Annotated in this window: 23 protein-coding genes; 14 read left to right on the top strand and 9 right to left on the bottom strand. The window is 38.9% G+C overall.

Annotated features, from left to right (window positions below):
* Positions 1 to 97: 97 nt before the first annotated feature.
* Both OKW21_RS07605 and OKW21_RS07610 read right to left on the bottom strand, forming a co-directional pair.
* A complete protein-coding gene (locus OKW21_RS07605) occupies positions 98 to 2368 on the bottom strand; it encodes a glycosyltransferase family 4 protein (RefSeq protein ID WP_277478819.1) in 2271 nt (756 codons plus the stop codon).
* An 84-nt stretch (positions 2369 to 2452) separates the two neighbouring features.
* A complete protein-coding gene (locus OKW21_RS07610) occupies positions 2453 to 3610 on the bottom strand; it encodes a sensor histidine kinase (protein WP_277478820.1) in 1158 nt (385 codons plus the stop codon).
* 474 nt (positions 3611 to 4084) lie between these two features.
* Between OKW21_RS07610 and OKW21_RS07615 the strand changes: the two genes are divergently transcribed.
* The 3 genes from OKW21_RS07615 (at position 4085) to OKW21_RS07625 (ending at position 7508) form a co-directional block, all read left to right on the top strand.
* Complete coding sequence (locus OKW21_RS07615) at positions 4085 to 5077, top strand: IS4 family transposase (RefSeq protein ID WP_277476649.1); 993 nt, start codon at positions 4085 to 4087, stop codon at positions 5075 to 5077.
* Positions 5078 to 5294: 217 nt separating this feature from the next.
* Positions 5295 to 6272, top strand: coding sequence for a fatty acid desaturase family protein (locus OKW21_RS07620; RefSeq protein ID WP_277478821.1), 978 nt, complete (start codon positions 5295 to 5297; stop codon positions 6270 to 6272).
* 120 nt (positions 6273 to 6392) lie between these two features.
* Positions 6393 to 7508 (top strand): AI-2E family transporter, encoded by a 1116-nt coding sequence (locus tag OKW21_RS07625; RefSeq protein WP_277478822.1) that lies wholly within the window; start codon positions 6393 to 6395, stop codon positions 7506 to 7508.
* A gap of 111 nt (positions 7509 to 7619) precedes the next feature.
* On the opposite strand, the gene OKW21_RS07630 is transcribed toward OKW21_RS07625, so the two are convergent.
* From OKW21_RS07630 to OKW21_RS07660, 7 genes are all read right to left on the bottom strand, one after another.
* Complete coding sequence (locus OKW21_RS07630; protein WP_277478823.1) at positions 7620 to 8798, bottom strand: glycoside hydrolase 100 family protein; 1179 nt, start codon at positions 8796 to 8798, stop codon at positions 7620 to 7622.
* Positions 8799 to 8807: 9 nt separating this feature from the next.
* Positions 8808 to 9950, bottom strand: a complete 1143-nt coding sequence (locus tag OKW21_RS07635) for a glycosyltransferase family 4 protein (protein WP_277478824.1) — start codon at positions 9948 to 9950, stop codon at positions 8808 to 8810.
* Positions 9947 to 10588 (bottom strand): PIG-L deacetylase family protein, encoded by a 642-nt coding sequence (locus tag OKW21_RS07640; RefSeq protein WP_277478825.1) that lies wholly within the window; start codon positions 10586 to 10588, stop codon positions 9947 to 9949. Before OKW21_RS07640 ends, OKW21_RS07635 begins: the two co-directional genes overlap by 4 nt.
* Positions 10589 to 10639: 51 nt before the next feature.
* Positions 10640 to 11113: a Dps family protein gene (locus OKW21_RS07645; protein WP_277478826.1), complete on the bottom strand. Its 474-nt coding sequence runs from the start codon at positions 11111 to 11113 to the stop codon at positions 10640 to 10642.
* Between the two features lie 309 nt (positions 11114 to 11422).
* A complete protein-coding gene (locus OKW21_RS07650; protein ID WP_277478827.1) occupies positions 11423 to 11611 on the bottom strand; it encodes a CsbD family protein in 189 nt (62 codons plus the stop codon).
* Between the two features lie 431 nt (positions 11612 to 12042).
* Positions 12043 to 12510, bottom strand: a complete 468-nt coding sequence (locus OKW21_RS07655) for a carbonic anhydrase (protein ID WP_277478828.1) — start codon at positions 12508 to 12510, stop codon at positions 12043 to 12045.
* A gap of 474 nt (positions 12511 to 12984) precedes the next feature.
* A complete protein-coding gene (locus OKW21_RS07660) occupies positions 12985 to 13401 on the bottom strand; it encodes a SulP family inorganic anion transporter (RefSeq protein ID WP_277478829.1) in 417 nt (138 codons plus the stop codon).
* Between the two features lie 680 nt (positions 13402 to 14081).
* Here OKW21_RS07660 and OKW21_RS07665 point away from each other — a divergent pair.
* From OKW21_RS07665 to OKW21_RS07715, 11 genes are all read left to right on the top strand, one after another.
* Positions 14082 to 15506, top strand: coding sequence for a tyrosine-type recombinase/integrase (locus OKW21_RS07665; RefSeq protein WP_277478830.1), 1425 nt, complete (start codon positions 14082 to 14084; stop codon positions 15504 to 15506).
* Positions 15507 to 15693: 187 nt separating this feature from the next.
* The gene (locus OKW21_RS07670; RefSeq protein WP_277478831.1) at positions 15694 to 16158 is read left to right on the top strand and encodes an SMI1/KNR4 family protein; all 465 of its coding nucleotides are present in this window, start codon (positions 15694 to 15696) and stop codon (positions 16156 to 16158) included.
* 166 nt (positions 16159 to 16324) lie between these two features.
* Entirely contained in the window at positions 16325 to 16756 is a 432-nt protein-coding gene (locus tag OKW21_RS07675; protein ID WP_277478832.1) for a hypothetical protein, read from the top strand.
* 77 nt (positions 16757 to 16833) lie between these two features.
* Positions 16834 to 17541: a hypothetical protein gene (locus tag OKW21_RS07680; protein WP_277478833.1), complete on the top strand. Its 708-nt coding sequence runs from the start codon at positions 16834 to 16836 to the stop codon at positions 17539 to 17541.
* 508 nt (positions 17542 to 18049) lie between these two features.
* Positions 18050 to 18706, top strand: a complete 657-nt coding sequence (locus OKW21_RS07685; protein WP_277478834.1) for a DUF7003 family protein — start codon at positions 18050 to 18052, stop codon at positions 18704 to 18706.
* Positions 18707 to 18791: 85 nt separating this feature from the next.
* Positions 18792 to 19409: a hypothetical protein gene (locus OKW21_RS07690; protein WP_277478835.1), complete on the top strand. Its 618-nt coding sequence runs from the start codon at positions 18792 to 18794 to the stop codon at positions 19407 to 19409.
* Positions 19410 to 19505: 96 nt separating this feature from the next.
* Positions 19506 to 20645, top strand: a complete 1140-nt coding sequence (locus OKW21_RS07695) for a hypothetical protein (RefSeq protein ID WP_277478836.1) — start codon at positions 19506 to 19508, stop codon at positions 20643 to 20645.
* Positions 20646 to 20692: 47 nt separating this feature from the next.
* Positions 20693 to 21235 carry a hypothetical protein gene (locus OKW21_RS07700; protein WP_277478837.1) on the top strand — a complete coding sequence of 181 codons (543 nt, stop codon included), beginning with the start codon at positions 20693 to 20695 and terminating at the stop codon, positions 21233 to 21235.
* Between the two features lie 160 nt (positions 21236 to 21395).
* Positions 21396 to 21896, top strand: coding sequence for an ankyrin repeat domain-containing protein (locus OKW21_RS07705; protein ID WP_277478838.1), 501 nt, complete (start codon positions 21396 to 21398; stop codon positions 21894 to 21896).
* A gap of 79 nt (positions 21897 to 21975) precedes the next feature.
* Complete coding sequence (locus OKW21_RS07710; RefSeq protein WP_277478835.1) at positions 21976 to 22593, top strand: hypothetical protein; 618 nt, start codon at positions 21976 to 21978, stop codon at positions 22591 to 22593.
* 320 nt (positions 22594 to 22913) lie between these two features.
* The gene (locus OKW21_RS07715; protein WP_277478839.1) at positions 22914 to 24272 is read left to right on the top strand and encodes an IS110 family RNA-guided transposase; all 1359 of its coding nucleotides are present in this window, start codon (positions 22914 to 22916) and stop codon (positions 24270 to 24272) included.
* The last annotated feature ends 21 nt before the right edge of the window (positions 24273 to 24293 follow it).

The raw sequence follows: 24293 nt of genomic DNA on the forward strand, positions 1-24293 counted from the left end.
AGTGGTGCCCAATCCACAGTAGACGCAGCGGGATGGAACCTCGCAAAATAATCATCTCAGAGTGTGAGAAACTATTTTCATGCTCAGTTTCATGTCACTAAGCGGGTTCCAGATCCTGGCTGGCAGGATTGTATTCATACTCAAATTCCAAAGCTTTCAGTACAGCCAGATGAGAAATCAGGTAGGCAAGGGTACTTTCTGCTCCCTGATTCCGGTTGAGAGCTGTTTCCTGCAAACCATCACAGCAACCTTTGGTTTCGTGGTCGTATAAAGGAACCCTGAGTATATTTTCTCCCAGAAACCATTGATAACTGACAAACATTTTTTCAATATAAATGGGAAGATGCGTGCTTTGGTAAGCCTGAAGGTACATGAGCACCATCGCCATGGTTTCAATGGCCTGCTGATCAAAAACCGGGACACTTCCCCCACGATTGAACCATCCATGGTTGCCTACCGGACTAAGAAAACCATTTTTCAGGCTCAGCTTATCCAGAAAGGCCAACGACTCCATAGCTACTTTTTTCACATTTTCATCACCTGTAATCTCGTAGGCATGAAGTAGGGCCAGGGGTAAAATGGCGTTATCGTAAGTGAGTTTTTCTTCAAACCAATGCCAATCTTTGCCCCGATGCTTTTGATAAGCCTGCATCAGAGGGGTGGTCAGGTCAATCAGCTCACGGACCAGCACTTCATCTTCGGGATGTGCTTTCAGATAATAACTAATGCCAATGATGGTATTAGCCACTCCCCGCAAATGATGCAACTGACTGAAATGAGGAACCGAACGGTGAAAGAGTTCTCCGGCGAATTCCCGGTAAGAGTTATTAGGTGCGCAACTGACAAGATAACCTAAGGCCCATACCGTACGTCCAAAAGAATCTTCTGAGCCTACCTCATCCAGGTACTCACGCTTGAAGCTCAAAAAATTACGAAAGTTACCATCGTCACCTTGCATATAGTGAATAAAACTGAGGTAGATGGGTAACAGATCCAGCGCTTCCTGACTTTTATTACGCTGGTAGGCCATGAGTGCCATAATCAAAGCCCGGGCATTATCATCCAGACAGTAGCCTTCTTTTAAATTGGGAATACCGTATTTGGCATGCTGTACAATACCGGTATCATCGGTAAGTCTGGATACATGATTGAGGCTAAACTCAGGCATGATTTCCGGATCTATGATCTGGTGAAGGGTTTTTTCAGCAAATGCTTCCTGCTCAATCACCGTATTCATCATACGGATATAGTCAGCCCCTATTTTGGGCCAGCGTAAATGCAAACCATAATCATATGCATTACGCCTTAATAGTTCAAGTTTATCAGGTTGCTCCAGCAGTTCGTTAACGATTCGGGATAGCATGTCTACATCCTTAAAAGGGAAAAGAGCGCCCCGCTGATCAGCCAGCAACTCAAGCGCATGCCAGTAAGGTGTAGACACTATCGCGGAACCGGCACCTACAGCGTAAGATAAAGTGCCGCTGGTGATCTGGGCTTCATTGAGATAGGGCGTAACATAGATTTCAGCTGCTGTCAGGTAATTCATCAGCTCTGCTTCTGACACAAACTTATTAATGAAGGTAAGATGCTTTTCTACTTTCAGACGGATAGCAAGGCGTTTTAAATGATCACGATATTCCTCTCCTGAGGTCCGCAATACCCCGGGGTGGGTCTTTCCTAGTACTACATACATCACATCGGGATGATGCTCTACGAGCTTAGGCAACGCCTTGATTACGGTTTCCAGACCCTTATTGCGGCTTAGCAGCCCAAAAGTGAGCAGTATACGGTATTTACGAAAAGGTAAAACTTTTTTCAGCGGGTTAACAATGGGCCTTTCCAGATCAGGAACCCCATGTTCAATGTACTGTATTTTCTCAGGTGTAATGTTATAAATATCAGTCAGAAATTCCATGCCACGGTGGCTCATCACAATCACTTTGGCAGAACGCTGCGCAATTTCCTGTATAATTAGCTTTTGTATATGGGAAGGCTCTTTGAGTACGGTGTGTAATATAGAAAACAAAGGTTTTTCCAATCGGTGTAACATGGGTAATATATACACACCACTCTCTCCACCATAAATCCCGAATTCATGTTCTAATATCACAGCATGAACATCACTGGTATTGATAAAATTAGCCGCCTGGATATAGTCCTTTTGCTGGTTCTGCCGAATAACAAATTTTACGTGACTGGGATAAGCATAGGTTTGCAGGTCTTCTGAGTCGTTGACAGCGATCCCAAAGCCTCTTCCCGAAGGTATCTGGTTTTGGAAGTTAGCCTGAATTGCCCGTTCTACATTATTGTTAAAGGTTGCAATCCCGCATTCTCGGGGTAAATAAGTGGAGATACTGGCAATTTTCATGGCTCAATAGGTTAATATGTGAAGTTGTGATGATGATCCTTCAAGTGAAGAACATACTATATTTTAAGATGCTTTGGTAACTCATTATTGCTTAAAGCACAAACTAAATTTGCTCCCTATGCCATATTCGCTTTCTACTTCTATTTTTCCTCCTGCAGCTTCCATAATATTATTCACCAGATACAAGCCAATTCCTTGTCCATCTACCTGCTGCCCTAGACGATAGTATAAGGTAAAGATGCTGTCCAGTTGATCTGCCTTTATTCCCATCCCATTATCACTCACTATCAAAGTTAGAAAGCCCGGTACGGTATGAGTGCTGATCGTAATTATAGGGTTTCGTTCAGAGGATCTGTATTTGATCGCATTGCTCACCAGGTTATACACTAAGCTTCTTAAATTCTTTTTGGAAAAAAGAATCTCTTTTTCCCTGAAATGCGTAACAATGCTGGCATGGCTGGAAAGTATTTCGTCTTGCAAACTCAAGATTACGTCTTCCAACAATTCATTAATATCAATACTGTTTGTTTGAGTTATGAGGTCCGATTCTACTTTTTCTGAATCAGCTAATTCCTGCACTGCTTCTTTAAATTTCAGGATAGATATTTTGATTAACTGTAAATAGCTTTCGCTATCTTTTGTCAGTATTTCGTCTCCGAGCAATTCAATCAGCCCTTCAATCCTGGACAAAGGCGCTATAAGGTCGTGGGAGGAAGTATACACGAAATTGCTTAAATCTGAGTTAACTCTTTCCAATATTTCATTTCTTTCAAGAAGTTCCCGGTTCATCATCAAAAGTGCTTCCGTTTCATCACCCGATATGGATTTCGCCCCTGATACTGACTTTTTCTGAGTGAAGAAAGTTATCTTTTTTTTGCCTTTTTCCTTTTTATCATTATCCACGATAATAGTTTCGATTTCACGCTCAACATGATTATCATGTGGATGTTTTATTTGACCAAATATCAATTGATTGTTTTCTATTGAAAGCTTAAGTATCCTGAAGAAATGCCTGCCAATAGGGCATAAAATCAAGTAAGGTTTGGCACTTACTGTTAACACTTCTACTACTCCTTGATGCTTATCATGGCTAACGATGACTTTGTTATCATGGTGGTTAAATTTCACTCTCTGTACTTTACTCCCAACCTGATAAAATATAGTCTCATGAATCCCGGATAGTATTGACGTATCAGGCCTCGATAAGATCACATTAATTCCATCATGTAAGATAGCATCCATAGGCTTTCTTTGGTTATTCCCTTTTTTAGGTGCGGTGCTACTTCTCAATACTTTACAGTATAAGCAGAATATGTGTTTCTTGCTTCCAGTATAACAATCGCTTTATAGTTGTTATAAAAAAGATGAGCTGGTAATAACAATTTAGGTATTTATTCTTCCAATAAGACAAAATCATGGAGATAAATTTCCTCATTCGTGAAATGTGGGAATGATGTAAATTATCTAAAAATATATGTAAGACTTTATGATTTAGAGACTGCTATATTTAGTGGTTTTTAACTACAGTACTCTACCCGATGATTTTGAGTAAGAAAAAGAAAAGCTGAATTTTGAGGTTACCATACACTCTAAACTCAGCTTTACCATGAAATATTTATTAGAATCAAAGATAAAAAAACTTTGAATGCCTTTCCTGTTGTCCGCCATTTGTCACGACAGAAATTTGTCTGGCAGTTTGTAAAAACAGTTATCAAAATGCGCACTGTGCAATTCTGTGAGTTAGCTACGGAACTGAATGATGAAGTACGAGAGACTTCAAATGAACGGCGCATCCAAGCTTTTTTCAAAGATGCTCTTCTTGATTATCAACAAGTAGCGGCCCTTCTATCTAGGTTTCTACCCCCCGGAGAAGTGAGTCTGAGTCTTGACCGTACGGAATGGGATTTTGGCCAGTGCCAGGTTAATATTTTATGTATCACCGCTTGTGTAGGTAAAGTGGGCTTGCCTTTATACTTTGAGATGTTGGATAATAAAAGTGGGAATAGCAACTATCAAGATCGGATCGATCTACTGAAGCAGTGTGTAAGGCTGCTAGGTAAAGCACGCATCGCTTCAGTCATTATGGATAGAGAATTTATCGGCCATCAGTGGCTGACTTGGCTTCAGAAGGCTGAAATTCCCTTCTGTGTCCGCGTTCCTAAACATCATACTATCACCTTGCGTAACGGTGAAACCTACCAAGCCGAAGAATTAATGGCTCACCAGTCTACACGGTACTTTCAAAATGCTATTGTGGATGGAGTAAGAGTTAATGTAGCTATTAGAAGACTGGCTAACCGAGAAATGTTGTATGTCATCGGTACTCACTTTGCTAAGCAGCTTCCGCACATATATCGCAAACGCTGGACCATAGAGGTTTTCTTTCAAAGTTTGAAAGGACGCGGTTTCAAATTGGAAGGTTCACATTTACGAAGTCTAGACAAGTGGAAAAAACTATTTGCTTTAGTGTGTATTGCTTTTGCTATTTGCCTGTCCTTAGGCAGAGAGTTCTTGGATAAAACACAAAAAGTAGCGATCAAAAAGCACGGCTATCCAGCCAAGAGTACTTTCCGCAGAGGGTTAGATTGGTTCCGGCAGTATTTAAAAGGCAAGCATCAAGCTGACTTTGATAGGCTGCTTAAACTATTTCTGCGAAGAGTAGAGCGAACTGGGGCCTGCGATTATCAACTGATAAATATCATCGGGTAGAGTATAACTACAGTTTAGTGCTGGGAAAAAGTACTATTAATATGCCTATGATGATAATATACAACTGTTACAATTCTTTTCGTAAACCGATTATCTCATCATGAAAACGGCTATTAAATTCATCAATAAAAATCAATCAAATTTTTTCCCCATATTAAGGCAGAGGGTAAATGCTTATTTTAAAAAAAATAACATATCCCAATTTGGTAATGGCGAAATGATTATCAAGACTGCGATTTTGTTAGGACTGTATATTTTATCGTACCTGGCTATACTGGTCCTTCCTCTCAATGCCTGGCTGTTGCTATCTTTTGCTTTACTGATGGGTATTAGCAAGGCAGGGGTAGGGATGACCGTAATGCACGATGCTTTGCATGGTTCGTATTCCAAAAACACCTTTGTCAATAAACTGATGGGTAACAGCATTTACCTGCTGGGCGCCAATGTCCATGTCTGGAAAATACAGCATAATGTACTGCACCATACTTTTACCAATATACACGGCGTGGATGAGGACATCAGCAGCAAAGTAGTCATTCGCCTGTCCAAACAATCTCTTTGGAAAAAATACCACCGTTACCAGCATATGTACGCCTTCTTCTTATATGGCCTGATGACACTGCTAATGCTTACCAATGATTTTATCAAAATGCTGAGGTACCATAAGCAAGGGCTCATCCGAAAACAAAAGTTCAACATTAACAATGAGTATAGCAAACTGCTGGCATTCAAGTTACTTTACCTGTTTTTTGTCATTATTTTACCCATAATGCTCACTACTTTGCTGTGGTGGCAGGTATTGATCGGCTTTGTGATAATGCACCTGACTGCAGGTTTTATCCTCAGCATCATTTTCCAGATGGCCCATGTCGTGGAAGGCGCAAACCAACCTATACCTGATACTGAAGGAAATATAGAAAATGCATGGGCCATTCACGAACTTCAGACCACAGCTGATTTTGCGCCTAACAACCGTTTTCTCAATTGGTACATTGGAGGACTTAATTTTCAGATCGAGCACCACTTCTTCCCGAATATCTGCCATGTGCACTATCCTAAGATTGCGCACATTGTAAAGCAGACTGCAGAAGACTTTCAGCTTGATTATAATGTGAAGCCTAATTTTACAGAGGCACTTAAATCGCATATCAGTATGCTTAAAATGTTAGGTAGTCAGCAAAAAAATATTCAGTGAGCTGAAAAAAAGTTCAGTTTATCTCGAGGTTATAGAGAGCGGTTTCATTATTTCCAATAATAAAGGCTTATACCTTAAAGCCGGTTTACATAAATCATCAAACGTCAATCCACTTAAAGAATGAAAGCTATCCCCGGCTATGTTAAGTATTTTATCATATTATCCAGTATTGTCCTTACGTGTTATATCCTGATACTAGGCAAGTCTATCCTAAGCCCCTTGCTGACAGCACTGATCATAGCATTGCTGCTTCGCCCACTGAGTACACAATTGGAAAAACTGAAGGTTTCCAGGCTTTTTAGTTCCCTATTATCCATCTTTATCGTTTTTATTGTCTTGGCTGGATTATCTTACTTCTTTTCCTTTCAGTTGAGTAACATATCTAATGATCTCAATTCAATTGGTGCCCGCTTCAATGAACTTATTGATCAGGGGGCTACTTGGATGGGAAGCACATTTGATATTGACCAACAAAGGCAAACGCAATATCTCAAAGATTCGCTGAATCGCTTTTTACAAAACAGTTCTTCTGTTTTCACTCAGACCGTTTTTGCTACTGCCGGCTTCGTGACCTCATTCTTCCTGTTTCTCATCTCTTTATTTTTCTTTTTATACTATCGCAGATTCTTTGCAACATGCATTTATCAATGGTTCAGTCCGGAAGATCATTATACAGTGGGAATCACCATTCATAAAATTGAGAGAGTGGTCAGAAGCTATATTTTAGGTGTTTTTATGGTAATTTCTATTGTGGCTATCCTAAATTCTTTAGGGCTTATGCTGCTGGGCATTCAGCATGCTATTTTCTTTGGTGTACTGGCTGCTATACTGATTATCATCCCTTATATCGGTATTATTATTGGCTCTCTACTGCCTATATTGTTTGCACTGGTTACCAAAGATTCTTTATGGTATCCTGTAGGCGTGCTCGGTGTACTATGGGGTGTACAGGTACTGGAAAGTAATTTCATTACGCCCAATATTGTAGGAGGCAAGGTGAGTATCAATCCTTTTGCTGCTATCCTCGCATTATTCTTTAGCGGTATGATCTGGGGTATACCGGGAATGGTTTTATCCATCCCATTGCTGGCCATCTTCAAAGTTATCTGTGATGCCATAAAGCCTTTGCAATCCATTGGCTTTCTCCTGGGAGCTCCTCCCAAAGAAGATGATGGTCCTAAATTCAAGCCTGTTCACTTTCACTCTGTACTCAATGGAAATAAGTTAAAAGTCTGATATGGAATAAGAAGAACATCCTGAGCTGACTTTTTCGTACATGAGAAAGTATCATGAAACAGAGGAACTAATTTCTCCAGCAATCACAGGAGAATGGATATGCGTTTTACGTCAGTTCCTGAAGTCTCTGATTTCTTCAAAAAATGGTGTTCTTTTGTCTTCAACGCATTTCGTCGCATACAGATAAAGTGCAGCAGACCAGCTTTGCCAGTCTTGTCCCATAGGCTTGCCATTTTGAGCTTTAATCCACTCGTTAAAGCCAAATTCCAAGCTCTTGTTATTTGAAGTTCTGATAGCGTCTGTGAGTGCCAGTAGCTTTTTTTCGGCTAGCTCATGCTGCCCGACTGCAACCAGTGCGGCCACATAAAATCCACATATAAAAGGCCAGATACCTCCATTATGATAATTTCCCGGCATATTAAATTTTTCATATCTACCCAGCCAGTCAGGGTCTTCAGGATTGATAAAGGGAAAGAAATTCGGTGGAAGTTCAAGCGCAAGATCACCTTTTTCCTTCATACTCCTACACTCCCCTTCAATCCAGGAAACCATCTTCTTGGCCCTGCTAGGCGATGCTACTCCGGAAAGGATTGCCAGGCTGTTGCCTAGCAGGTCAAACCTTTCGCTACTGTAAATTTTATAAGACCAGAAAGCATAGTAAGGTTTATGAGTGACGACTAGCCCTTCGTGAACATGTCGGTGCTGAACACCACCCAGGATAGTAAACTTGCTCATTAGTCTATGTACAAAACCTGCCTTCTCATGTTGACCAAAGAGACGCAGATAACTATATACAAGTGTGTTAACAAACAGGCCATAGCCTGTTGCCCATAGCTCATCACGCCAGTCACTGGTAGGTTGCTGCGCCACTAGATGACGGTCTGAAGGGCTTTGATAGTCCATCCAGGTTAGAGCCTTATTTGCGGCTTCAGAAAGGAAGGCAGGTTCATCATTAACTATTCTGAAGATGCCTATTGCCAGTAAAAACAGAGGTGTAGTATCACTTGCCCCCCGGTCTTTACTGTCATGTACCAGCGAAGGAATGTGGCCATTCTGAGTCTGGTTTTTTGCCAGTGTTTCCAAGACTTTTCGCATGCTTTTCATAAGCTGCCTATTGTCTGAAACGACAATGCCTAATATAGAAATCAGTAAATCTCTGGTATAAGGTTCGGGATATCCCCAGGCAGCAGTACGGGGAAGTCCGTGGTATGGGCCGTGCATATTGTTAATAAGTACTTTGAGGGCTGCCTCTTTAGCTTCTTCTACTTTTTGTCTATTTGTCAATTTCATATCTTAAATCTATGATATGCCCAGCTTTTCTTGGATAATATTAACAAATTTGCTGGCGACCACACGATAATCAAAATGTTGTACCACACGTTTTCTTCCTTCTTTTCCCAGTTGATCCCGCAAGCTGGAGTTAGTCATTAGGTCCATCAGATAATTAGCGATATCATGAACACTGGCACGGTAATCTACTGTTCTGGGAGATTTAAACACCACTTTATGCTGATCTTCAAAACCTGATTCATTACCGAGAATCACTTCATTCACCACAATTTCTTGGGCTACATTTGCCAGTAGAGCGGTTTGCTGGTGGACAAGCGTATCCAGCATGCCCATTGCCTTAATACCAATCACTGGTTTTTCACAGGCGCCAGCTTCCACCTGGGGCATGCCAAAACCTTCCAGCCTTGAAGGGGCAGCATAAATATCACAGGCACCTATCAGATAAGGCATAAAGTTACGGGAAATGGTATTGGTAGCGTAAGTCACATTTTTTTCAATACCCAGATGCGTGGCCATTGCCAGGTCAGCCAGATTTTGGAGTTTGGTTCTGGGTTGTGGCCATACTTTACAGACATATTTCCAATCCGGAGCTTTTTGATCTATGATGGCCAGTGCCTGCATCACCTCCTGCGCCCCTTTTGATGCGGCATCCCCACCTACAGTAAGAATCATCAGCTGTTCTTCAGATATACCAAGGGCCTCACGAACAGCCGTAATTTTAGGGTCGTCTTTGGTACGGGGAATGAATATGGAAGTATCACAACCCACTGGCAGTACTTCTATTTTATCCCCCTGTATACCATCCCTGACGTACATATTCTTCACCCAATGAGAAGTGACAAGTATTAGGGGAAGAGAATTCAGCGTTTCCTGATAGTTGGCAATATAACCATCAGCGACCAGCCAGGGGATGGCTTGTATGCCATACCGCTGAGGATGCAATATAAGGTGGGGAGTATGCCCCCAATAGCCTACGCCTACTACAATATCTGGCTCGAACCAACGGTAGTACCATTCTTTTTCCTGAGCAGATTCAAAATGGACAGCATGGGCATCAACCCCTGTTTCCAGCAGTCCTTTATATAAGAGGTCGCCCTGGGTAGCAAGCCCTCCCGGAGAGGGAGGGTAGTCGTAGAGTACAAGCACTTTCATGACAGAATTCCTCCATGAATAAGTACCTGCATCGCCTCAGAAGAATTTGTCATTTTCCAAAAAGACTCTGCCCGGGGGGTGGTTTCAGCCTCAAAGCTGTTTTCTTTAAAACCATAGGTCTCAGTAATGATTCTATGTTTCTTCAGCCAGGTTTTCTCTGATAGCTTATAATAAATATTTGCGGTTTTAATAGGTTTCGGTAGATATTCTTTACTTCCGTCTTCATAGGCAAAAGCCCAAAGTTCATGAGCAGAAATCTTACCGGCTAACCATAATTTGATGACAGCCTCCCCAATCTCTTCATGTCTGATATGCCTAGTGTACTCTCCGGCAGGGTTGTGAGAGATAATGATATCAAAATTCTGTACAGGTAAAAACTGTAGTATCATTTCCTGAACTTCACTTTCGTCTATAGGTTCTAGAACAGGACTATCATCCAGATCACTCATTTTTCCTCTTGATCCCAGCAGTTTAAGGGCCTGAAAAAACCTGGGAGCCCGCTCAGTGTCATGTGCCCTGCACAATGAAATAATAAAACAATCCCAGGAAGGGTGAGCTAATATTGTTCCTCCTGCCCAGAGTGTTTCATCATCGGGATGGGCTACAATAATAGCTACTAACTTGTTTTTTTTGATCATTTTTCCTGAAGATTAAATAATAGATGCCGTGTTCAATCAGATAGCATGAAATCAGGATAAACTGGCGTTCAGCATTTTGGCAATATGTTCATGTTTTGTTACCAAACTGCCTAAGAATTCCTGGTTCTTTATGTCATTTACAATGATCAATGCTTGAATATCTTCCTTTAAGATCTTGATGATCTTTTCATGATCTCCTACTAATCCCTTTATGATTTGATCACCTTCCAACTCATCCTTATCTTCCCATTCGCTCAGGCGAGTGATTTTGAGAAACTTTCTCATTGAGATGGGTACTGTATACCGGATCTTAAGTACACGTTCAGCGATATCATCAATGATAATATCCAGAGCCACTACTTGCTTTTCTATGAAACGAGGTAAGTTTGTAAAGCTTTGTTGCTCCATATACCAATGCGCATTTCTGGTTTTGGTATATAGTAAGTACTCATCAGCCAGTAGAGTATTGAGCAGACCGAATGTTCTTTCTTTGTTTAGTTTGGGATTGCTGATTTCCGATTTCATGCTGACTTTAGTGTTTATTTAAGATGATTAGTCACTTAATCAACTGCTACATTTATGTCATTTAATAGGTCAACTCATAATAAAAACAACAATTTGTGTTACTTTACTACTATTGGAAAAACATGTGAAGCCTTTCCTATTACTTCAGGGATTAATCCATGAGTATAAATTTCTTTTCAGCACCATGAATGTTTAAAAAGGTACTTATAAGGAGGAAAAAAATGAAGAAAGAACTATTCTCCTTATGAATTTGAAAAAGTATAAATACCTCTTGGGATAAACAGATTCTACACTATAGTAAAACACATTTTAAAGAGAAGTTAATATGGCACCAAGCTCATTCCTGGAAACACCTAATTTAGCTTGTAACTTCTCTAGCATTTCTTCTTTCCTACCATCAAAATACATAAGATCTCTATCCGTCAAAGCAGGGAATTTTTGCTTAAGTTTGCCTTTTTGCACATTCCAGTTTTCTAATAATTCCGTATCGTCAGACATAATTTTTGTTTTTATATTATTAAAGTTACCGCAGGCCTAGCTCATATACATTACATATGGATTTAATAAAGTTACATTATTCACACATGTCGTCACCCTGGAATTTAATTTGATCTGCTGGTTATATAATATCAAGCATTGCAGAAAAACAAGTACCTTAGTTTAATTTGAAAATCACGAAAGCAAAAGTTAATAAGTACCTAGCGTATCAGAGAACCAGCTGAGAAGAATTATATTACAAATTATTTATGTGATTGAGATATTAGAAGTATAAAACTCATTGAATGTCTCAAGAATCATTTGCTACCTGAGGATTGACTTATAGATCTCAGAAATAAGGAAGAAAACTCAATTTTACCTGTTTTACGATTAAAGAAAGCTGAACACAGACCTAAATTGCCTTTACTTACCCGCTCACTGAGGTATGCGTTTTAACTGATAATTCTACTTTTGGACTCTGTCAGATTCCACAAGGTAATTTCGTCTACCAAAACATTGACCTCTTCATTTTTCAATTTTTCCTGGCTGAACACTCCTGAAGAAAGAGCAGAGCAAAGCAAGGGGTTCAAATAAGTATCATTACCCTTCAGATGACATTCGATTGTTTCTCTGATAAAGGAGTTTTTGGAGCTCCCCATTAGAAGGATCTGTCTAGCAGCTTGATTCTTGCAGGCCACTTCTGTACTGTATATAAGGTCGTCACTCATGATGTTTCTTAAGGCTTCCAATGGAATGAGATCACTGATACCAGTATTTAGCAGCATGTTTAAAAGTTCACGCATATCAATACAATTGATCACTACTGTCAAAGGAGTTTCTTTGATAAAGTCCATCAACTCTTTGTTTCTTAATATCTTTGAAACCAGATTGCCATCTACATAATTTTGATTTCCTTCCATAAGGTGATTTAAAATTTCCTATGGTGTGGTAAAGGCTTTTTTGAGTTTTGTTCGACTCCGTACCACCTTGATTTGACTGTTTGGATTATAACTTTCCCTTAGCCCTAATACAATGACCTCAATACCATTTTCCCGTGAAAAAGTGTTTTGAAATTCATGTAAAATCTCTACTATATCATGCTCCACATAGGTGGTAAAAGTAGCATCAATAATGATCTTTGAATTCTTGGAAAGCCCCCACAAGATTTTTTTATGGTAGGTTTATTCAGAAAAGATACTTCATTGGACAACTCAAACCGAATCTCTTTTCTCCTGTTTGAAATAATGCTTTCAATGTAGAAAGGGTTATAAAAGTTACCCTTAAGCAAAAAAATAACTGGAAGCCGTTACTATCAAGACTCCGAATAACACATCGGTAAACAGGATGCTGATGGTGGTGACTATAAATGGGATAAATTAATTCCATCCCTTTCTTTACATGTTTCTGAAAAGGGAAACTGAAGAAAGTTTATATACTACCACTAAGAGAATGGCAGCCAAAGAGGACAAAGGAATTAAATTGATCACTGAGCTGAGGACCAGTACACGAGCCAGTAATAGCATACCATGAATCAGTGTAGAGACCTTGGTTCCTGCTCCTGCCTCCATATTGACTGAACTTCTTACAATGACGGAGGTTGTTGGAATGCCACCAATGAGTCCAGCCAGGGTGTTACCGATACCTTGGGCTACCAATTCCCGATTAGGAGGGCTCCTTCTCTTATGTGGATCCAGATTATCTGCTGCTTCTACGGCCAGCAAAGAAGCAATAGAAGCAATCAAAGCGATAGTCAGGGGATAAACCCAAACTTGTATGATGCCTATGGCACTAAAATCAGTAAAGGTCAGCAAGGAAGAAAATCCATCAATATTCGGAATATTAGAAGTGTTTGAACCTTGTATCTCTACTATACTGAGAATTTAGCCATTGTGGGACGACTATTTATCAAAGCTCTCATCAGTTTTTTATACACTTTCCTACAACGCTATAGTTAATTCAAGCTCCTTTACATATAAGCGATTATTACACTTTTAAGAAAAATTACTCAATCCTATCAGGCTTTTTTACTCTATAGGTCAATTTGTCAAAGCAAATTTATCTCTCAGGCTTATGCTCTTAAGCCAGATCTTCTCTAGTAAAACTTTCCTTATTGTAATAGAGTAGGGGAGCTATGCAAATCAACATATAACCTACTCGTGTAAGGTAAGATTGGTTTGCCCAGGCATAAATATAGCCTGTAAACGCTACTTTCACCCTCTTAAGCTATGGCGTATACACAACATTATGGTAGGCTATACGCCATAGAAACACCTTCTAGATTATGTCAAAGTTCATTAGCGTAGAAAGTATGGTACATAAGGGAGAGAAGCGGATCAAGCTGATGCTCCCTTACTAGCAAGCGTATATAGATAAGGTCAAAAAGATTGAGGGCAGAAAATGGAGTCAGAGTAAGAAGTGCTGGCATCTGCCGTACAGCAAAGCAAGCTTTGAAGCCTTAAAGCATCATTTTGCTGGTGTAGAGATCAAAGTATTGGAGAAAGATAAGCCTGAAGCCTCTATTGCACAAAAAAAAGCATCTCCCCCAACATTGGTTCCAACTCAGCAAGTTAGTAATCAGGTCAAATTGGTCATTACTCCTAAAAAACTCTTTGTTCAGCTACCCAAACAGGAGGCGGACATTAAGTTTATAAGAAGCCTGCATTATGCCCGTTGGAATACCCGCACTTATTTATGGGAGGTAAGCAGGAGTGAGCAAAATCTGCAACTGCTCCGGAATTACTTTTCAACTCGACTTGAGGAACAGGAACTTTCCTCACCAGAGAGCCTGATTGTAGAAAAAAAGAAGCATTACCGCCCTCATGAGCTTACCATAGCCAGTAAGGAAAGACGTTTGCGGTTGATGTTTGCCTATGATCAAAAGCTCATCACTTATATCAAAAAGTTGCCTTACCCAAAATATGATGAGAAAAACCGATGGTGGAGTGTAGCAGACACCCCTATGGTAAGAGCAGATTTAGAAAAATACTGCCAGGATCACGGTTGGCAATTTCACTACACTGAAATAAGCCCTTCTGCCCAGCGTAAAGCCAAAATCTCAAAATCGGATGTGCCAAACTACAAAAGCTGTCCACAGAGTATGATAGACCAGCTCAATATGAAGCGCTATAGTAGTAGCACTATCAGGACCTATACCAGCATGTTTGAGGAATTCATCAATTATTACCCTCAACTAAAAGTAGAGGAAATTACAGAAAAAGAGATCATAGCTTTCCTGCGTTACCTGGTGGAAGAAAGACAAGTATCCACTTCTTATCAGAACCAATCTATTAACGCAATCAAATTTTACTACGAACAAGTCTTAGGAGGCAGAAGGAAGTTCTATTTCGTGGAGAGACCGGTCAAAGAGCGCAAACTACCGGTAGTACTGAGTGAAGCAGAAGTGGCCAGAATCTTTGCCAGTGTAGACAATCTCAAACATAAATGCCTGTTGATGCTGATCTATTCAGCAGGTCTGAGGATTAGCGAGGCCTTGAACCTGAAAGTCAAAGATCTGGACAGCAAACGTATGCAGGTAAGAGTACGCAATGCCAAAGGAAAAAAAGATAGGGTGAGCCTGCTGTCTAAAAGTATTTTACCTATCTTGAGAAGTTACTACCAGCTGTATGAGCCCAAAGAATACCTCTTTGAAGGAGCAGAAGGAGGAAAGTACTCCTCCAGAAGTGCGCAGAATGTATTGAAAAAAGCATGTGCTAAGGCAAAGATTCAGAAAAAAGCTACTTTGCATACCTTGAGACATTCATTTGCAACCCACTTGCTTGAAAAAGGGACTGATTTAAGATATATTCAGGTGTTATTAGGACACGGAAGTAGCAGAACTACGGAAATCTATACGCATGTGAGTACTAAAGCATTAAAGGACATACAAAGTCCGCTGGATAGTCTTACTTTGGAATGATAACAATACAAATATGAACCAACATACCTACCCTGACCACTATAAAAACTCCATATTTGAGCAAAAAACAGGGTGGTAGGTATAGTGGATATAACCGCCATATGGCGTATCCACATTCGTTGGCAGAGATAGAAAATAGAAAAACTTAGTTCTTGAAATGGAGATAGAAAAGCTGATAAAGTCAATCATGAAAGACTCAGATTGCTTTGTGAGGCAACCAAATTTTGGTATTCGAACACCCAATCAGATTCCTGATGATCTTAAGCAATTTTATGATTTGACTGATGGTATTTTGTTATTTGGAAACGAGTTTTACTCAATTGAAATAATTGGAAGAGAAGAATTCATTCCTATAAATGAAGTCTTTTTTTCAGTAGATGAAAGGAGCGATATAGATGATATAAGCAACAACTGGTTCTTAATCGGAAAAGAAGATAATTTAGGTCAATATATAAGCATTGACTTATCAGAAGGAAAAAGGGGCCAATGTTATGATAGTTTTCATGAAACTCATGGATTAGTTGGAAATTCGCCAATAATAGCAAAGAGCTTTTCTGATTTGTTAAGATTGCTTTATCAAAATAAGGGACAGTACTGGTATTGGTTAGAGGAGGGATTTGAAAAACTAGGAGATGCTTATGATGAAAATTAAATTAAGATTGTATACCTCTGCCAACAAATTGCATCAGTCAGCCCTATTTGAAACGCATACGAAAGCTAATCGCTCCAATTATGAAAATTGATAATTGAAAAAACAACGCAAACTACGCCGGGCCGACTGCTGCATTTGGCGTTAGGCTCAATGCAAAGGGAAAAAGATGAAATTGATACTTAGCTTCATAATATTGACACTATCGGCTGAAAGCAATGATCTTGAGCAATGCGAGTGTAACATAAAGAATTTAGTAACTGTAAATCAGCATTTAGAAAAGTTATCAGAGACAGATATCCAACTACTACTTTGTACATTTGATGAAAGCTGTAAGAATAATTCTGAATTTTCTTCATTCAGCAATGAGACGCTATTTGAAGTTTTAAGTAGAAACCCAGAATTGGTAATTAAGGAATTGTCGGTCAATAATGGCAAATACAATCTAAATCTTATCGCTTCAGAACTAGAAAAACCGATACATGATGGATTTGATCTAGAAGTGATAGTTGAAAAAGTAAAAGCACTGCATCAGGCCGATGAAATTAAATCATTAATACTCAGTTCGCTGGAAAATGCGGTTGAAAAAGGAAAGCAATGAGCCTAACAAAGCCATAGCCACTATGCTTCGGCCGATGGCCTCGCCAGCGTCTATGGTAATCGTTATATGCCACCAAAATGAATAAAAAGATATTAACCGGAATATGCATCGGACTATCGATAGCCTGTCAATCAGAAGAACAAATTCCTGTTCAGGTGGGAAAGTTGACTTCAGTTTCTAATAATTCATCATACCTGGAGATAGAAAAAATTTCTACTGTAGGAGACTTCAACTTGATTTATCAAGAAAAATCTCGGGATGACGGTAGCTTTCAGCTTATTTTACCCTATGACTTTGATAAAAAAGAAATTGAAACTCACGATAGAGCAAAAACAGGTATTTCGATCATAGGTATTCCATTCGAATGTTTGATTAATTGTTGTTTATATTCCGATGTATCAATAGAGGTAGCTCCGAACCAAACGCATCAAATAGAGTCTGAACCTTTAAATAAAACATCTTTAAAGAAATGGATAAGCTTACAAATCCTTAACAACGGACAAGATCCTACGCTTTCAGATAGTCCTCAAGATGCCGTTTTTAGATTAGCTTTTGATAAAGAGCAACCTTTGTCTGATGCTAATCTTTTACTTTATCAAATAGTAGAAGCGTATGAGGAATTCCTCGAAGAAAGGGAATCTGTAGAACAATTGGATATCAAGCAACTGAAAGAGAAATATCCTTTAAACTTAAGATTTGCTGTGAAAGACACTCCTGTCCCCATTCTACCAACTGATTGTGGAGAAGAGATTTTTGAGGAAATAATCCTAGATTTAAATGAATGAGAAGGTGGCATATAACACCGTGCAGGCGACAAGCCTAGTACTATTGAGCATGAAATTCAGATGCTCCAAGTGACAAAATGATATACGAGAAAAAAAACGCGAACAAGTCCGGCCTGACGCCTGCACTTGTCCGTTGTGCTCCATGCGAAAGTTGATACCATCATTGAGCACGAGAGAAAGGGGCAAAGAAGAGCGCGAGCTGTGAGGGAAAGATGATCGCTGGAGGAAGGGAACATCAAAGCGCAAGGATGGTGAAGAAAGTTGAATAGCATTGTGAAGAGAAAACCGGACTGGCCAGCACCACAGGATGTCCAGCCGCACGCCGGTGAAGAAGCAAGAGAGCACAACAACGTTCAAGCGCCATCCTGGTTTAAAGTGAACCAGAACATAAGAAGCTCCAAGCACGAAAATTGATACACTGAAGAAAAAAGCAAACAAACCCGGATAGCGCCTGCACGCGCCCCGTTGGCATGCATTGAATAGAATATGACTGATCGTAATGTAGAATATGTATGATACTGCAACAATATTAGCTACAATTGCTGGTGAATTTCCAGTCGGATTTCCCGACTTTACAAATGTCTATTGTGAATATGCAGGTGCCAGACTTCATTGTTTCAGAAGCGAGAAAAAATGGGTAATTACTACCGAAGTGATTTGTGATAATTTTAAGATGGCAGATGCTACCAATGAAGTGTATTATGTAGGAAATGGACTAAAAAATTTCCTTGTTCAAGGTGATTCTTTTCCCATAATTGACAATATTGATGAGACTTTTACATGGATCGGTAACAAAATGTATCTTACTGAGAATATAGAGGAGATAGTAGTCAAAGGAAGAGCTATTAACATTAGCGAATTAGTGAATTCCTCACGTAACGGCGAAAAGCTTCGGCTTATAGATGTCTTACGTTTCTTAGTAGATAACCACAGAGAAATTCTTTTTTTAGATCAAAGAGATGTAAAAAGTAATATACAAGAAGAATTACAACTGATATTGACTTTAGAGGAATGGTACCATCCACAACCAGATGAGGAACTGACTGAACTGGAAAGTATTAGAATGATAGCTAAGGTTTTGCAAAGTGGCAAGGTGGAAGAGTACTTCCCTAGAATAGCCTCGAATACACATTGGAGCAATTGGACAAAATACTTTGATGAATAATTGAATTAAAAACGCATGCCAACAAAATGCAAGCCCGACCTCGCTACGCTGCGGCCAGGGCCTGCATCGGTCGTTGTAAGCAAGCATGGTAAAACAATTTATTTATATCTCATTAGTAGTGATATTGATTTCCTGTAAGCAGGAAGCTCAATATGAGACAGATTTTCATGTACAAAACTCATTGAGAACAGAATTAGGTTTGCAACCAATAAATGACTCATGGGAAATTGATACAATAGAATACTACATAGAATACCATAGTGGGAAACGAAAATATTTGCCACAAAAAGTTGATACTGCTGAAGGTAAATATGTGACCATGAGAAAAACATTAATAAATAATGTAAGTGATAGCTTAATGATTGTAAAAAGTATTATAACCTCTTCTAAAGAGTCAGGTATAATTTCAGAATCGGATTCCTATTACAGAAAAATTCCTTCAAACTTACAATCGTTTTTGATGCTGGAATATAATTTTCAGGGTCAAAATTATTTGGCAGAAATTGACACAATAGCTACTGAGGAGAAGTACTTAACAAATAAGATAAAATTAGATAGTATGCTGCAATATGCTGAGGAAAATGATTTGTACATATGTGGAACAGGAGTAAGTGAAATTTTATCAGAGGGGATACCTTTATCTCCATCAGTAGAAATTTCTAAGAATGAAGCAATTGTATTGATCCGTAATTTGATGGAATAAAAGAAGCCTGCTTACAACAGCGCTCAGCCACCATACTTCGGCTAAAGCCTTCGTCGGCGGCTGCGCAAACGTTAGGGAGCATAAAAAAATCAACTGATGAAACCTAAATATGATAAGGAAAGGATAAAAGAGATCGCTTCTTACATAGACAATGATGAAGAAAAATTCTCAGAATTATTTCTTACTTTTTTGAAGGATCAAGAAGAAATAAGGAATAAATACTATCAAGAAAACCCTATTAATGCTCCAAATCTTGTTTTAAATCATGCTATTGTAGAAGGAATTGCTTTTAATAATGATGAAGTCTTGAGTAAAGGAGATTTTATTCACTTATTAGATATTGGTCATGAAAAATTTTATACATGGACATATGCAGATGATACTGAATCTTTATTAATAGTTGAAGTTTCACCAGAAGTAAAGGAAAATGATTTATGGAAAACTGCAACTTCAATTCTTGAGATAGCTTTCACAATAAGTAGTCAACTTGAACACTCCCATCGATTTGGATATGATTGGATTTACCGTTTTAACAACCAAAAAGACAAAGAAAAACAGCACTATTTAAAAGACAGATTCTATTCAATGAATAGCATGTGTATCCAGAGCATAAACGACTTTAAAGGAATTCTAAATCTAATAGAATTACTTTTTAGTGATGACAAATACTATGTTGCTACGCAAAATATTATTGCAGCAAAAGAGAATCATGAGTTCTGTCAAATATGTGCATTAACTCCTCAGCATTATAGAAAACATCTTGATAACGAACCAGAAATATGGGAACGTGCTGCTATGATTCCCAAAATGGAAGCGGCAATTGTTCAAGCAACACGTTCAGTCGAAGCTATTCTTGGAAAACCAGGTGACAGAAACACTCCAGCTAAAATCAAAAAAGTAAAAGATAGATGGAGAAGTAATATAAATTTGGAACCTGATGAACAATTCAAGATGGTTGGGAAATCCTATTTGGATTATTACTATGACTTATTTGCTCTGCGGGGAACCTCTGCACATAGTTTTGGTAAATTATCATTTAATATGTCGAGAAGTCTTACGATTGAGGCCCAAAGTTTTGCATGGATAGTAATAGTCGAATATTTTAAAAAGAATTGCGTAACCAATGAAAAAGCCTCACAACTACTGAATGTAAATACAGAGTTGATAAATAGAATTCCTGAGAATTACTCGACAAATAAAACGAAAAGACATAACACGCTCCCTAACAATGTGTAAAATGCATTAAAACGCATTTTACACTAAACGTTGTAGTGCATTATGTTATGAAAAAAGAAATCAGAATTTGTGATGAGTGTTACAGTGAATATTATGCAGATACATCGAGAATGGGAAAGCTTTGTCCAAACTGCTCCCATTTTCTTTATGGATATGACAATTGTCAGCATGTTTTCAGAAATGGAAGATGTGAAAAGTGCTACTGGAATGGAGAAACTACGAAGTTCATTGAAAGTCTAAAATGTAAAAAAATGACCTTCTCAGAGACGATTGAGTGGCTGACGGATAAATCAATTGAATACAAAATACTGTTCAATAAGCTAATGTTGTTTAATTTAACCATCATGAATAGAACAATTTTGGACGACAATACAATTACCGACAAAACAAAAATGGATTGTTTAATTCAGTCGAATGAACTAGCCCATAATATATGGAAGCTCATTTTCAAGTTAGAAAAAGGTAAAGATGATCAATCTGCAAAAAGGCTAGTGGGACTCATCAAATTTTATCAAAAAAAGTCAAAAGAACTAGAGGAAAACATAACCACAACTTTTAAGACTACAATCGGAGATTTCATTTTTTACTAAATGAAGTAAAACGCACTACAACAATGCATATAGCTTATGGTGGGTAAAAAGCTTAATTCAAAGGGTGTTGTACAAAACAAATTTTGGTTCCAGCAGGCAGAAGAGTGCATTTAAAACCGCCTCAAGCCATATGCTGAACGTTGTATGCTAGCTAATTAAAATGGGAAAAGGAGGAAGACCATTTAAAGTACATGAAGATCTGGTTCAGATAAGTTCAGCAGTAGAACTTGAAGATCTCAATACAATCAAATCATTGGTTAAAAATCATGGAATAGATGCTTACGATCCAGATAAAAGAACATTGCTGATTTGGGCTGCATTTTATAACAAGCTTGCATTACTGAATTGGCTCATTGAACATAAGGCTCATGTCAATCAACAAGATAAAAGCGGATATACTGGATTGCATTTTGCTACTCAGGAAAAAAATGAAGAAGTAATCAGACTATTGTTGACAAATCATGCTGATCCAAACCTGATAGATTCACATGGGAATTCGCCTCTTTGGACAGCAATTTTCAATGCCAAAGGTGACTTTGAAATAGTAAAATTATTAATGAGCAGTGGAGCTGATCCGCAGCATAAAAACAAATATGATAGAAGCCCAGATGATATGGCGAAAAGCATCTATGGGAAAGAGATCAATGAATTAATAAAATAAAAGCCAGCATACAACAACGCTCAGCGGGCAGCTTCGGCTGAAGCCTTCGCCGTCCGCTGCGCCAACGTTGTAAGCAAGCATGGTAAAACAATTTATTTATATCTCATTAGTAGTGATATTGATTTCCTGTAAGCAGGAAGCTCAATATGAGACAGATTTTCATGTACAAAACTCATTGAGAACAGAATTAGGTTTGCAACCAATAAATGACTCATGGGAAATTGATACAATAGAATACTACATAGAATACCATAGTGGGAAACGAAAATATTTGCCACAAAAAGTTGATACTGCTGAAGGTAAATATGTGACCATGAGAAAAACATTAATAAATAATGTAAGTGATAGCTTAATGATTGTAAAAAGTATTATAACCTCTTCTAAAGAGTCAGGTATAATTTCAGAATCGGATTCCTATTACAGAAAAATTCCTTCAAACTTACAATCGTTTTTGATGCTGGAATATAATTTTCAGGGTCAAAATTATTTGGCAGAAATTGACACAATAGCTACTGAGGAGAAGTACTTAACAAATAAGATAAAATTAGATAGTATGCTGCAATATGCTGAGGAAAATGATTTGTACATATGTGGAACAGGAGTAAGTGAAATTTTATCAGAGGGGATACCTTTATCTCCATCAGTAGAAATTTCTAAGAATGAAGCAATTGTATTGATCCGTAATTTGATGGAATAAAAGAAGCCTGCTTACAACAGCGCTCAGCCACCATACTTCGGCTAAAGCCTTCGTCGGCGGCTGCGCAAACGTTACCTGCTATCCCCCATATATTGAAACATTTACTTCTAAAGCTAACGAGTACGCTATCCAACTTTTTCTTAAATTGGTAAAGCTCTTTGTAAGGCCGATTTTTAAACTGTTGCTCCACTTGAAAGCACGAGCGCAATCCTGGCTGAGATGTTTGCGATTACTTCAGTGGCGGTGCTGGCTACAGCAACCCCGTTCAGAATATTTACTTGCCAAAAGCACATCTCCTTAGAGCTTAAAAATTATGTGTCATGGAACAGGAATCTATCTCTATGGAAGTCGTCAATCCTTATGCAGCAGGGATTGATGTAGGTAGTCGCTCTCACTGGGTGGCTGTTGGTCAATCCGAACAGGATGTTCGTGAATTTGGGGTCTATAATCAGGACCTTTTCGCTATGGCAGAGTGGTTAAAAGGGAATCGCATCAAAACTATTACAATGGAAAGCACGGGCACATATTGGCAAAACTTGTATGCAGTTCTAATTTCAAAGGGATTCCATGTCATCCTCTGTAACGGGAAGTTCACCAAGAATATTAAAGGTAAAAAGAGTGACGTTATGGATTGTCAGTGGATACAGAAGCTACATACCCTTGGTCTACTCACTAGTAGTTTTTTACCCGATAGTCAGACTGAGGAACTCAGAACTTATTGTCGTCATCGTGCCAACTTGCTTCATTCAGCGGCTTCTACCTCTAAGAAGATGCAGAAATACCTAAGGCTGCTTAATCTTAGACTTGATGTAGTGGTGAAGGACATCTGCGGTCTTACAGGTCTGCTGATTATCCGCTCTGTCTGTGCTGGAGAAACAAATCCTAAAAATCTTGCCTCCCTACGCCATGGAAATTGCAGAAAGAGTGAAGAGGAAATTGCCAGGGCTTTGCAGTCCAATGGCAGGAAGGATTATCTTTTTGCCCTTCAGCAGGAACTGGAAATGTATGACCATCTTCAACTCAAGATTGAGGAATGTGATAAAATGATAGCAGCAAAGTTAGATGAGATCATAGGCAGTGATGACCATAAAAGAGAGCATCATATTGAACCCAAACCTCATAAAAGAATAAATAAGAATACCCCGAAAGACATTGACCTGAATCTAAAATCCTACCAGATGTTTGAGGGCACAGATTTACTGGCTATTGAAGGCATGAGTTATTCTACTGTACTGTCACTGATGAGCGAAGTAGGATTGGAAGGGATCAAAAAGTTTCCCACAGCTAAGCATTTCGCCAGTTGGTTGAGGCTAGCCCCGAACAATAAAGTGAGTGGGGGAAAGTTGCTATCCAGCAAAGTTCCTAAAGGAAGTAACAGACTGAAAATAGCCCTGCGGAATGCAGCTAATGCCATAGGAAATCTCAAGGACTCTACACCATTAAGAGACTTTTTTCAGCGCATTAACTTCAGAAAAGGAAGAGTATCAGCTATTAGTGCCACAGCCAGGAAACTGGCGGTAATTATCTGGAATATGGTGGTGAAAGGAGCGCCTTATGTCAATCCGGAAGGATACCTTTACTTGGATCAGAAAAGAAAGCTGGGCTTGGTCAAAAGGATCAGAAAGCAAATTGATAAATTTGGATTAACTAATGAAGAATTAGGAATAGTAACTACTTGATAATCAACACTAAATTTTACG

The organism is Catalinimonas alkaloidigena (genome assembly GCF_029504655.1).
Classification (GTDB): domain Bacteria; phylum Bacteroidota; class Bacteroidia; order Cytophagales; family Cyclobacteriaceae; genus Catalinimonas; species Catalinimonas alkaloidigena.